General features: G+C 68.1%; 9 protein-coding genes. 4 read left to right on the top strand and 5 right to left on the bottom strand.

Annotated features, from left to right (window positions below; all coding sequences use genetic code 11):
- The 3 genes from M0R89_RS05585 (at nt 1) to M0R89_RS05575 (ending at nt 4,183) form a co-directional block, all read left to right on the top strand.
- Nucleotides 1-1,698: an outer membrane protein assembly factor BamB family protein gene (locus M0R89_RS05585; RefSeq protein ID WP_248651577.1), complete on the top strand. Its 1,698-nt coding sequence runs from the start codon at nt 1-3 to the stop codon at nt 1,696-1,698.
- Nucleotides 1,699-1,701: 3 nt separating this feature from the next.
- The gene (locus M0R89_RS05580; protein WP_248651576.1) at nt 1,702-2,898 is read left to right on the top strand and encodes a CHRD domain-containing protein; all 1,197 of its coding nucleotides are present in this window, start codon (nt 1,702-1,704) and stop codon (nt 2,896-2,898) included.
- Between the two features lie 121 nt (nt 2,899-3,019).
- A complete protein-coding gene (locus M0R89_RS05575) occupies nt 3,020-4,183 on the top strand; it encodes an HD domain-containing protein (RefSeq protein ID WP_248651575.1) in 1,164 nt (387 codons plus the stop codon).
- Nucleotides 4,184-4,229: 46 nt separating this feature from the next.
- On the opposite strand, the gene dps is transcribed toward M0R89_RS05575, so the two are convergent.
- A complete protein-coding gene (gene dps / locus M0R89_RS05570) occupies nt 4,230-4,985 on the bottom strand; it encodes a DNA starvation/stationary phase protection protein Dps (RefSeq protein WP_248651574.1) in 756 nt (251 codons plus the stop codon).
- 346 nt (nt 4,986-5,331) lie between these two features.
- Between dps and M0R89_RS05565 the strand changes: the two genes are divergently transcribed.
- The gene (locus tag M0R89_RS05565; RefSeq protein ID WP_248651573.1) at nt 5,332-6,573 is read left to right on the top strand and encodes a YihY/virulence factor BrkB family protein; all 1,242 of its coding nucleotides are present in this window, start codon (nt 5,332-5,334) and stop codon (nt 6,571-6,573) included.
- A gap of 35 nt (nt 6,574-6,608) precedes the next feature.
- On the opposite strand, the gene M0R89_RS05560 is transcribed toward M0R89_RS05565, so the two are convergent.
- The 4 genes from M0R89_RS05560 to M0R89_RS05545 all read right to left on the bottom strand — a co-directional run bounded on the left by M0R89_RS05560 (nt 6,609) and on the right by M0R89_RS05545 (nt 12,570).
- Nucleotides 6,609-7,130, bottom strand: coding sequence for a hypothetical protein (locus M0R89_RS05560; protein WP_248651572.1), 522 nt, complete (start codon nt 7,128-7,130; stop codon nt 6,609-6,611).
- A 70-nt stretch (nt 7,131-7,200) separates the two neighbouring features.
- Entirely contained in the window at nt 7,201-9,993 is a 2,793-nt protein-coding gene (gene alaS, locus M0R89_RS05555) for an alanine--tRNA ligase (RefSeq protein WP_248651571.1), read from the bottom strand.
- A 91-nt stretch (nt 9,994-10,084) separates the two neighbouring features.
- Nucleotides 10,085-11,791: a hypothetical protein gene (locus tag M0R89_RS05550; protein WP_248651570.1), complete on the bottom strand. Its 1,707-nt coding sequence runs from the start codon at nt 11,789-11,791 to the stop codon at nt 10,085-10,087.
- Complete coding sequence (locus tag M0R89_RS05545) at nt 11,788-12,570, bottom strand: ABC transporter ATP-binding protein (RefSeq protein ID WP_248651569.1); 783 nt, start codon at nt 12,568-12,570, stop codon at nt 11,788-11,790. Before M0R89_RS05545 ends, M0R89_RS05550 begins: the two co-directional genes overlap by 4 nt.
- Between the last annotated feature and the right edge of the window lie 110 nt (nt 12,571-12,680).

Genomic DNA, 12,680 nt, shown 5'->3' with positions numbered 1-12,680 from the left:
ATGCAGGACGGACATATTCCCAAGCCAGGCACTGCAGAAATCGAACAGTACGAAAACGTCGACGACATTCCGAAGCGCGAGGTGACCCAGAAACAACTCCTCGACAGCGGCGACGACCCGGAGGGGTGGCTACTGTACGGCAACAACTACGAACGTCACCACTTCAGCACTGCCGACATCATCACGCCGAAGAACGTCTCGAATCTCTCGCTCGAGTGGAAACACGAGACCGTCCAGAACGCGAGGCAGGCCGCATGGTTCCAAGGCTCGGTGCTCGTCATCCCCGGCGATCCCCCGATTATCTATCAGACGAACGGCACCGAACAGACGCGGGCGATCAACGCCCGCACCGGCGAGGTTCTCTGGTTCCACCAGTACCACCCCAAAGGAATCGTGAGCGAATCCGAACCGCCCGCTAACCGCGGCGTGGGCGTTCTGGGTGACACAGTGTACAAGGCGACGCTCGACCACGGCGTACTCGCGCTGAACCGCTACGACGGGACCGAAAAGTGGTACTACAACGGAGCCTACGAGTACCGGGGCGAAACGGCCGAAGGCTCCCGTCAGTTGGCGATGCACGACGAGCTACAGACGTGGAAGCGCAACCGCAGTCAGGCGTCGAACTACCCCATCGTCCCCTTCGAGGACATGTTCGTCATGGGGAGCAGTGGCGGCGAGTGGGGCGTCCACGGGTGGGCCGATGGCGTCACGACCGACGGCGAGCAAGCGTGGCACACGGGGATGACGCCGCCGGACCAGTGGGTCGGCGACGCGTGGAAGCACGGTGGTTCGACCGTCTGGCAGGCTCCCGCTATCGACCCCGAGTCCGGGACGACGGTGCTGCCGACCGGAAATCCGGGCCCGTGGTTCGGCACCGTCCGACCCGGGTGGAACCCCTACAGTGCCGGGAAGGTGGCGGTCGACTTCCACAGCGGCGATGTGAAGTGGAACTATCAGGAGTCGCCCCACGACTGGTGGGACTACGACTCGCCGAGCCCCGCGGTCATCTACGAAGCGGAGATGGACGGCGAGACGCGGAAGCTCGCCTCGTGGCCCGGCAAGACCGGATGGGTGTACACCGTGGACCTCGAAACAGGCGACCTCGTCGAGCGAAGCGAGGAGTACGTCGAACACATTAACACCTGGGCGATCCCGCCACAGAACATGGAGGATGCGGAGTGGACGGCTCCGCACCTCCTCGGCGGGACTGACCCCCAGCCCTCGTCGTTCGATCCCCAGCGCCGGACGTTGTTCCTGAAGGCGAACAATCAGCCGATGAAGATGGCGTGGTCGTACATCGACTACGAGATGGGCGAAGAGTACAAGGGCGAGACGTTCATCACGGCCAGCGACAACCAGCAAGGTTCGATTCCCGAGTGGGAGAAACCGCCGGGGAACATCACGGCGCTGGACCCGGTGACCGGGAAGATAAAGTGGCAGGACTGGATGGACGAAGCGCCCTGGGGCGGGCTGCTCTCGACGACGACCGGCCTCACCTTCGCCGGCACGCCGTCGGGGAACCTCGTCGCGTACGATTCCGAGACGGGCGACCGGCTGTGGACCGAACAGATCATCCCCCGCCTCGACGGAAATCCCGTCACGTGGGTCGACCCGACGACTGGGAAACAGTACGTCTACATCCAAGGCGGCGGTGGAACCGAGCAGAACGTCATCGCGGTCTACTCGATGGAGGGCTAATTCATGGCAGATAACTCGACGGGAGGGTCGTCCCGGCGGCGGTTCCTCTCGACGACGGCGACGACCGGAGCGGTCTTCGGACTCGGAGGCATCGCACGCGGCCGCCAACAGGTCGCAACGTCGTACGCCCTCGGTGGTGTCACGAGCGGTTGGCGAGGGCGCAGACCGGAGTCGATCGCGGACGCGGTCAACCCGACGTTGAGATTAGAAGCGGGGAAGAAGTACGAGGTGACGTGGGAAAACGTCGACGGTGCCCCGCACAACTTCGCCGTGCTCAGTCAGAACGGAGACGTGATGGTGCGAACCGAGATCATCAGTCAAGGTTCCCAGACGGTGACGTTCACGGCCAAGGAGAGTATGGCGGAGTATCTCTGTCAGGTCCATCCGTCGTCGATGCAGGGACCGGTCCAGTTCGGCGGTGGGGGACAGACGACCCAGACGGCACAGAATCAGACGACCCGGGCCCAAGGGACGACGCAGAACCAGCTCGCCTCGAACCAGACGACCGCAACCCCGACCCAGAATCAGACGACCACGGCGGGACCCGGAACGACTACCGAGCAAATTCCCCAACCACCGGAAGGGGCGCTCGGGGAAGGGCCCCAGAAGTATATCGCCCGTTTAGCGCCAGCACAGGGGATACAATCGGACGCCAAGGGAACGACCTACTTCACGCTACATCCGCCCAACGGTGTCCGAGCGAAGCTCATGTACGCGCTGTACGTGCAGAACGTCAACGACGTGACCGCGGCGTACCTCCGTCTGAACCGGCCGGGACGAGACGATCCAATCGTGGCTCGACTGTTCGATACGACAAACCCCGTCGATCACGTCGAAGGAACGCTAGTAGACGCCGTACTCACGGCTTACGATCTCGAGGGACCGTTCGAGGGTCGGCCTCTCGTCCCGCTGATCCAGGCGATACGCAGTGGCAACGTGTACGTCGAGGTACAGACCGAACAGTATCCCGATGGACTGTTGCGCGGACCGGTTCGACCGCTCGGAGGAGCGAGGACGCGAACCACCAGGAGGACTACCTTGAGTCCGGGGACCACCGAGCGGAATCAGACGACGGCAGCGAACGATATCGGTGCGAGCGAGGTAGCACAACGGGCACGCGCACCCGGTTTTGGAGTGCTCACCACGCTCGGCGGACTCGCCGGAGCCGCAGGGTACCTACTGAATCGCGGCGACGACTGACCACCTCGACCGCAGATACTTTTTGCAGTCGGTCGTGCGACCGCCCGTCCGAGGGAGACCGCCGACGCGCGAAGGCGACGAGACGGGCCACTTTTGCCATCGGTCTGTCAATCCGGACCCAATGAAGGCCATCAAGGACAGCGTCCACGACCACGTCCCCGTCTGCGACCTCGCGGCCGACCTGCTCGACACGCCCGAACTCCAGCGCCTGCGCCACATCAAGCAACTCAGCACGGTCCGCCTCGTCTACCCCTCCGCGAACCACACGCGATTCGAACACAGTCTCGGCGTCTACCATCTCGCCCGCGAGGCCTGCTCGCTCCTCGGCGTCGAGGGCGACCGTGCGCTGGCGGTGCGGGCGGCCGCGCTCCTCCACGACGTGGGTCACGGACCCTACGGCCACCAGACAGAGGGCATCATCGAGCGGCGACTCGGCCGCCACCACGACGAGGTCGGCGACCTGCTCACGTCCGGGCGACTCGCCGCGGTGCTGGAGCGCCACGGACTCGACCCCGCCGAGGTCGCCGCGCTGGTCGAGGGGAGAGGGCGACTCGGGCAGTTGGTCGCCGGGGAACTCGACGTGGACCGCATGGACTACCTCGTCCGGGACGCCCACCACACCGGCGTCCCCTACGGCACCATCGACCACTCGCGCCTGCTGGCCGCGCTCCAGTTCCGCGACGACGACCTCGTCCTCTCGGCGGGCAACGTCCAGACCGCCGAGGGGACGCTCGTGGCCCGGACGCTGATGAACGCCACCGTCTACCGCCACCACGTCTCGCGCATCGCGGGCGCGATGCTCGAACGCGCGGGCGAGCGCCTGCTCGACGCGACCGACCTCCTGCCGGAGGAGTTCGCTCGGATGACCGACGACCGCCTGCTCGGGGCCCTGCGCGACTGCGAGGCGACGGCCGACGCCGCCCGGCGACTCGAACGCCGCGACCTCCACAAGCGGGCGGTCTGGGCGAAACTCGACGCGGTTCCGCGAGCGGTCGTGACCGCCGACCGCGACGACGTCCGGGCGTTCGAGCGCGACATCGCGTCGGTCGCCGACGTGCCTCCCGAGTCCGTGCTGGTCGATACGCCCGGCGAACCCAGCATGCCCGAGTCCTCGACGCGCGTGGTCGTGGACGGCGAGGTTCGGCGACTCGCCGACGAGTCGCCGCTGGTCGAGGGCCTGCGCGCGGCCGGTCGCTCCCAGTGGCGGCTAGGCGTCTACGCGCCCGAGGAGTCGCTTCCGGAGGTCGAGGCGGCGGCCGAGCGCGTCCTCGGACTGGCGACCTGACGGCGCGAACGGAGCGACGGGACCGCGGTTCGGAGCGTCGCTCGCGCTACTGTCTGGGTCCGCCGTACCGGCGCTGGCCCGGCGGGTGGCCCGTCTGGGACTGCTGGCGGTACTGCGACGGGAGGTCTCCCTGTGACTGCTGGCCTCCTTGCAGCGACCCGCCCGGGTTCTCGGGAATCGCCTCGGGGCTGACCGCTTGCAGGTGTGCTTCGAGGAAGTAGAGCTGCTTGTCCACCTCGCGGGAGAGTTCGGTGTACATGTCGGCGGTGTCCTCGTCGTCGCGCTCGACCGCGATTTCGATTTCGCGCCGGAGGTTGTTGGCGTGGATGCCGACGCGGTCGACCAGCGCCGCGACGTACTCCGGGCCGGTGGTCGCGTCGGGCGGAATCTCGGGAATCCGACTGTTGGCGGCGGCGGTTCGGACCGTCCCGGTCGCCTCCCCGCCGAGCGCCGTCGCTCGCTCGGCGACGATGTCGGCGTGTTCTTCGAGCGTCTCGGCGATTTCGTCGAACAGCAGGTGCAACTGGTAGAAGTTCATCCCCTTGACGTTCCAGTGGGCGAACTTGCATTGGGTCATCAGGTCGGTGGTGTCGGCGAGTGTCTGGTTGAGCAGTCCCACCATCGCTCGCCGGGTCTCGTCCGGGAGGCCCACCGCGCTCCGGTACGTCCGTCCGTGGCGTCGGCCGTTTCCGGACTGCTGGCCGGTCTGGAACGGAGTTCCGGTCCGGGACTGCTGGCTCCCCTGTCGCTGTCGTTCGGTCGGTCCGGACTGTCTGCGTCGTGACTGTCGCTGTGAACTCATCGTTTCTCCCCCGGACAGCGAACGACGACGCCGGGTAAGAAGGTTCGGGCGAGAAATCGAAATCGCCGGACGACGCGGCGTCGAAGCGCGCGGCCGACGAGCGGAGCGCGTCGGTTCCGGCCGACGGCGTGCCGCCGTAACGCCACCGCCGAATCGGAAGAATCCGACACCGACGAGATGTAACACCGACGCGGCGCGACACCGAAGCACAGCACCGACGAGACCGCTTCGAGCCGTCTCGGACAGATATAGACACTCTTACCACGTACGAAAGATTATATGAAGAAGAAAAATCGTTCTCCAACGGGCAACGACGTTTTACCCCGGAGGACCGTGACGTAGTGGCATGGGGCGTCGGGGGAGGGAGGTCTGGAGCGCGACCAAGCGGGTCGTCCGCGCGTCGTGGCGCGAGATACACGACCAGAACATCACGTTCATGGCGGGAAGCATCGCCTACCACGCCTTCGTCTCGATGCTCCCGCTGTTGCTGTTCGTCATCGTAATTCTCACGACGGTCGGCAGCGAGGCGTTCACGGCGTCGCTGACCGAGGCGACCGAACCGTTCCTGACGCCGTACGCCCGCGAGTTGCTGGCCGAGTCGCTCGACGTCGCCACCGCTCGGACCGGCATCTCGGTACTCGGGGCGGTGACGCTCCTCTGGGGCATGTCGAAGATATTCCGGGGTCTCGACGTGGCGTTCTCGGAGATTTACGGCACCCAGTCGAACAAACGCCTGCTCGCGCAGTTGGAGAACGCCGCCGTCGTGTTCGTGGCGCTCGGATTCGCGGTGGCCGCCTTCCTCGTCGTCGGCGCGGTGGCTTCGCGGGTCCCCGACCTGCCGTATCCGGCGGTCCTCAATCCGCTGTTGCTCGCCGCGGGACTCGGGGTCGCGTTCTTCCCCATCTACTACGTCTTCCCCGACGCGGACGTGACCGCCCGCGAGGTCCTGCCCGGCGTGGTCGTCGCCGCCCTCGGGTGGACCGTGCTGGAGGCGCTGTTTCAGGGCTACGTCGTCCTCGCCGGCCGCTACGAAGCCGTGTACGGCACCCTCGGGAGCGTGTTCATCCTGCTCATCTGGCTCTACTTCAGCAGTCTCGTCCTGCTCGTCGGCGGCGTCGTCAACGCGGTCCTCGCGGGCCGCATCCGCGACGAACGCGCGCTGGCGGCCCTCTATCCGGAGCGGAGCGAGACCGACCGGACCGACCGCGGGACCGGGCCGACCCGCGGCCGCGCCTCGGACCGCAGTTCGACGGCCGACCGCGCTCCGAACGGCGGGTCGTTCTCGCCCTCGGACAGCGGTCTTTCCTCGGACCGCGCCCGGACCGCGGAACTGGCACATTCGGACGGGGAATGGTCGCGTTCCGATACGGAACTGCCGCCTTCGGACGCCGAACTACCGCACTCGGACGCGGAACTCCGTCAGGCGTACCGCCGACTCGACGCCGACCGCCGGCGACTCCGCGAGGAGGCTCGACAGCTAGAGGCCGACAACGAGCGACTCCGTCGGGTCAACGACGCGCTGAACCGGCGACTCACCCGCCGCCGGTCGGTCGCGGAACGGGCCAAGCGGTGGCTGTTCGACCGGTAGTCCGCCCGAACGCGGCGGCCCGGACCTGCCGGTCGTTACGGGTCGCTCACGCGGAGCGTGAACTCCCACTCGGCGACGGCGTCCCAGTCGGCGACGTAACTCCGCCCCCCGAACGAGTAGCGGCCGACCGGCAGACACCCCTCCGCGCGGTGGTCGGTCCAGAGTTGGGCCTCGCAGGCGAACTCGTCGCCCGGACCAACCTCGCCGGTCCACAGTCCGAGGCCGTAGCCCTCGCTCGGGTCCTTCCCGACCCGCCAGCACTCCGGTCGGGCGTCGTCCCGGTCGAAGCGGTCGCTCGGAACGAGCGCTAGCGTCGGGTTCGAGACGTCGTCCACCACAGGGAGTTTCAGCGGGGGCGGACCGCCCTCCAGTCGCACCTCCTCGTCGCCGGTCCAGCGCAACTCGACGCGAACCGTCGCGGGCGTCTCGCTGGTCACGTCTCCGTTCAGCATCTCGACCGAGAGGTCGGCCGGAATCACGCTCGGCGGCGGAACCTCCGCGACCGAGACCCGACGGAACGGCGTCGCGTCCCCGGTCGTCGGCGTCGAGTCGGTCATCGTCCGTGCGAAATCGCTCGCCGCCTTAAAAGAGATGTCGGAGGTGTGAGAGCGGTTCTGGAGGTGTTCCTCAGGCGTTCCGAACCTGCTTCAGCACGTCCGGGGCCTCGTCCAGCGCGTCGTCCAGTTTGTCGGCGTCCGGACCGCCGCCCTGCGCGAAGTCCGGCGGGCCGCCGCCGCCCCCGCCGACCTTCTGGGCGAGTTCGCCGACGACTTCGCCGGCGTTGACGCCGACGCCGTCGGGCACCGCGACCACGAACGTCGCGCCGTCAGCGCCGCTTCCGAGGACCGCTATCTTGCCCTCCTCGACGAGCGCGTTGGCGGTCGCCCGGAGTTCGTCCATGTCGGCGTCGAGGCGCTGGACGACGGCCACCGCGTCGCCGACCTCTACCTCCTCGCCGCCTCCGCCGCCCGAGGCGCGGGCCTCCGCGAGTTGTTCCTTGAGGTCCTCTATCTGCTTGCCCCGGCCCTTCCACTCGTCGAAGAACCGCTGGGCGGTCTCGGGGACCTCTTCGGGGGCAACGTCCAGCACGTCGGCGGCCTCCGCGAGCGCGGTTTCGGTGCGCTGGGTCGCCTCGATGGCGGCCTCGCCCGCGGCGAAGGTGATGCGCTCGACGCCGTCCTGCACGCGCTCGGTGTTCAGAATCTTGATGGTGCCCACGTCGCCCGTGCGCCGGACGTGGGTGCCGCCGCAGGCCTGCACGTCCTCGGAGACGTGGATGAGTCGGATGTTCTGACCCGCGGGGATGCCGCCCTGATACAGGTCGAAGCCGTACTCCTCCTCGGCCTCGTGGCGGTTGGGCCACTCCTGCTGGACCGACGTGTTCTCCATCACGAGTTCGTTGGCGACCATCTCTATCTCCTCGCGGGTCTCGCGGTCGATGCGCTCGTAGTGGCGCACGTCGATGCGAGAGCTATCGATGCCCTTCTGGGCGCCCGCCTGCCGGACGTGGTCGCCCAGCACCTCGCGGGCCGCGTGGACCACGAGGTGGGTCGCGGTGTGGTGGCGCATCAGGCGACGACGGCGTTCGCGGTCTATCTTCCCGCGGACGATGTCGCCCTTGTCGATTTCGTCGTCGGTCCGGTGGAGGATGACGCCGTTCCGGGTCTGAACGTCGCTGACCTGCACGCTCTTCTCGTCGGTGGTCAGCGTCCCGTGGTCGGCGGGTTGGCCGCCGCCCTCGGGGTAGAACATCGTCTGGTCCAGCACCACGTCGTACACCGGTTCGCCGTCCTCGCCCTCGCGCTCGAACACGTCGAGGACCACGGCCTCGAAGTCGGTGCCGTACTGGTCCTCGTAGAACTGGCGCTCGGTCTCGGGCAGGTCGCCGAGTCGGTCGTCCTGCTCCTCTTCGTCCTCGAAGGCCTGCCCGGAGTCGTGGCGCGAGGCGACGACGCTGTAGAAGTCGTCGGGCACGTCCACCTCCGCGCCGAACTCCGCGGCTATCTCCTCGACCATGTCGGGTTGGATGCCGTGGGAATCGTAGAGTTCGACCAGTTCGTCGGTCGGAATCGGGTCGCCCCGCTCGGCGTACTCCTCGGCGAGGCGCTCGACGCGGCGGCCGCCCTGTTCGAGCGTCTCGCGGTACTTCTCGACCTCGGTCCGGACGATGTCGCGGACGGTGTCGCGGTTCTCGTAGCCCAGTCGCTCGGCCTGCATGTCCACGAGTTCGTCGAGCGGCGCGTCCACGCCGACGTTGTCGCAGAGGCGCTTGGTCCGCCGGAGGACCATCCGCGCGAGGTAGCCCGTGCCGACGTTGCTCGGCACGATGCCGTCGCCGAGCATGTACGCCAGCGTCCGGCAGTGGTCGGCGATGGCGTAGATGTCTTCGAGGGGTTCGAGCAGGGCCTCTAGCTCGTCGGTGGACACGTCCAACTCGCGGGCGATGTTGTCGCGGGCGGCCTCCATGTCCTCGGCCTCGTCGATGTCCATGTGGCCCGCGAGTTTCGAGGCGCGGTGGACCAGCGTCTCCTCGTCGTCCGAGTGGTCGATTCCGGCGTTGTCCTTCAGGAACGATATCATCTCGGGGTAGACCGCCTCGTAGACGGTCGGGGTGCCCTGCGAGACCCACGTCCAGCGCTCCAGTCCGTACCCGGTGTCCACGATGTAGGTGTCCATCTTGGAGTACCGGTTGCCGTCCTTCATCTCGTACTCGCCGTCGGGGTCCTGCTCCATCGACATGAAGACCAACGTCGCCAACTCCGCGCCCTTGTAGATGACCTCGATGGCGGGGCCGGCGTTGCCGCCGCCGACCCACGGGTCCTCGATGTAGGTGATTTCGTCCAGATTGGCCCCCATCGACTCGAAGAACCGGTCGCAGTACTCGACGGTCTCGTCCTTCCAGTAGACTTCGCCCTGATAGGCGTACTTCTCGGGGTCTTCGAGGTCCTCGCGGGCGTTGAACGCGTGGTGGGCCATCATCTCGAAGGCCATCGTGTGGCGCCCGGTCTTGCCCACGTTGTCGATGTCCTGCATCCGGATGCAGGGTTGGCTGATTGTCAGCGGGTTGGCCGGCGGCGGGGTCTCGCCCGACGTGACGAGCGGCTGGAAGTCGTAGATGGACGCTTGGGTCAGCAGCACGTCGTCGCGCCAGCGGTTCGCCGCGACCGGGTAGGGTTCGATGCGCTCGTGGTCGTTCTCCTCGAAGAACGAGAGGAACGCCTCGCGCATCTCTTCGAGCGTGTGTCGCTCGGGGAACCCGGGGTCGTCGATGAACTGGTAGTTCTCGCACGGCGGTTCGCCGCAGGTCTCGCGGTCCTCGTCGCGCGTCCAGAAGAAGTCACCGCACTCGGTACACTCCTTCCTGACGAAGCCCTCTTCCTCGAAATAATCGAGGCGGTACTCCTCTTCGAGTTCGCTCATTATTACCCGTATTTCGCCAACGAACGGGTAAAACAGTTCCGCAAGTCTGTGACTGCGTCGGAGACGGCGATGCGAGACGGTCCCGACGCGCTCAGTCCACCACGAACGTCTCGAACTTCCGGGCCGCCCACCGGAACCCCGCCGCCGGACCGACGACGCCGACTGACACCGCGAGGACGCCGCCGACCGCTCGGACCGCAATCGCCGGCACGCCGACGACTCCGGCCGCGAATCCGGCCAGCGGTGCTAGGAGCGCGACCATCGCGCCGACCGCTCCGCCGACGAGCGCCAGCGAGTAGGCCGCGAACGCGCCCTTGCTCGGCATCGTGACCTCGCGGCTTCGGAACACCTCGACCGTGCCGAACCGCGGGAAGAGGGTGCCCACCGCCACCGCCAGCACGGTGCCCGAGACCACGAGGACCGCGGTCGCGGCCGTGACTGTCAGCCACTTCGCGGGCGCGAGCGGACTCAGCGCGCCCGCCACCGCGGTCGTCAGCGCCACGACCGGCACCCCGAACAGCGCCGCCGAGAGGACGTGCCCCGCGACGAACTGGCGGCCGTCGATGCCCGACAGCAGGGTCGTCGGCAGGACCGACCCCTCGTCGCCCAGCGGGTTCAGCACCGTCGCGCCCGCGGCCCACGTCCCGTAGAGCGCCAACACCACCGGCAGGACGGTCGAGACGCCGGTCTCGAACGCGGTCCGGAGCGGCGCGTAGAGCAGGAACAGCGGGTAGGCCACGTAGAGCAGTCGAATCGGCGAGCGCTTCGTCCGGCGCCAGACCGCGAGCGTCACGATTCGGGTCGGCCGGGCGAGGACCCCCGAGAGCGGTGCGAGCGCACGCTCGCCGACGCTCGACGCGCCCGTCCGCTCGCCCGCACTCGATTCATCTTCACCTGTCGCGCCGACGCGGCCGTTCGCGGCCCCGTCGGCCGTTTTGCGGTCCGATTCGTCGCCCGTCGTCTGCGCTCGGTCGGTGTACCAGAGCGTGGTCGCCGAGCGGAGTCCGACGGCCGCGAGCGCCGGGAGCAGGACCGCCGCCAGCGCGGCCGCGCCGACCGCGTGGACCGGCACCGCCGAGATGCCCGGCAGACCGAGCAGGGCGGCGTCGCCGAACCACGCCAGCGGCGTGTCCCGGAGCGCGCGCTGGAGGACCGAAACCACGTCGTCGAACGCCTCCGACGTGATGGCGACGAAGTAGAGGGCGAACGCGGCGACCAACAGCGCGGTCCTGTGGCGGGCCAACCACGGGGTCCTGAGCGTGATCCACTTGACGCCGATGCCGACCGGGAAGCCGACCGCGAGACCGACCCCGAGCAGGACCGCGGCGGTCGCCGGGACCGCGAGAAGCGGCGCGACCGCGCCCGCGCCGACCGCGAGCGCCGCGGCGACGGTCACTACGGGAATCGCGGCGACCGTCGCCATCCGGGCGTACTCCGCGAGCAGGAGGCCGAGCGCGGCGTCCCGCGCGGGCACGGTCGTCAGAACGCCCTCCGGCGAGTCGAGTTCGCCCTTCTTGCCCGCGGTCCGGGCCGCCGCCAGCGCCGCGAGTCCGACCCATCCGACCGCGGCCCCGCCGCGGACCGCGTCCAGCACCGGGAACCCGAACGGGACTTCGGGGAGTTCCTGCCCGAGTCGGTACGCCAGAAAGCCGCCGCCGAACGTCGGGAGCGCGACCCAGAACAGGAGCGCGACGCCGAACGCGGCGGTCCGGGTGTTGCTCGACCGGACCGCCCGGACGCTCCGCCGGACCTCGACCCGGGCGATTCGCGTCGCGTGCGAGAGGTTCGGGACCTTCATCGCGCGTACTCGGAGGACCCCTCGGCGACCGTCTCCTCGGGGCGTTCGCTGGTCACTTCGAGGAACACCTCTTCGAGCGTGGACTCCTCGCCCGACTCGGCCCGGTGGGTCAGCGACTCGGGCGACCCCTCGGCGACGAGGCGGCCGTCGTGGAGGACGCCAACGCGGTCGGCGAGTTCCTCGACGACGGGCAGGATGTGCGTCGAGAGGAAGACGGTCATCCCCTCCTCGCGCAACTCCGCAATCAGGTTCCGGACGGTCCGGGCCGCGCGGGGGTCCAGCCCCGAGGTGGGTTCGTCCAGAAACAGCACCGCGGGGTCGTGGACGAGGGCCTGAATCAGCGCGGTCTTCTGTTTCATCCCCTTCGAGTAGGTCGAGATGCGGTCGTCGGCGTCCGCCGCGAGGTCGAAGCGCGCCAGCAGGTCCCGAATCGTTCGGTCGGCCTCGGCGTCGGGCAGGTCCCGGAGGCCCGCGACGTACTCCAACTGCTCGCGCCCGGTGAGTTCGTCGTAGACGGGCGGTTCCTCGGGCAGGTAGCCCAACTGTTCGACCACCGCGTCCCGGTCGGTGACCGGTTCGCCCGCGACCCACGCCTCGCCGGCGGTGGGCCGGGTCAGCGTCGTCAGCATTTGCATCGTCGTGGTCTTGCCCGCGCCGTTCGGCCCGAGAAAGCCGAACACCTCGCCCCGCTCGACTTCGAGGGTGAGGTCACGGACCGCGACCGCGTCGCCGTACCGCTTCGTCAGCGACTCGGTCCGGATGGATGGCGTCGCGGTCATCGATGGCCGAGAGCGCAAAGCGATTCGAGGAGTGCGAGCGCGTCTGTCGTCGGGTCGAGACGGGCGTTGCTCATGCACGCTCCTTCGCCGACCAGTGACAAAAATATGGT

The sequence above is a fragment of the Halorussus limi genome (genome assembly GCF_023238205.1).
GTDB classification, from domain to species: Archaea; Halobacteriota; Halobacteria; order Halobacteriales; family Haladaptataceae; genus Halorussus; species Halorussus limi.
Note: the sequence above shows the minus strand (reverse complement) of the source record. Positions and strands in the feature narration are given on the sequence as shown.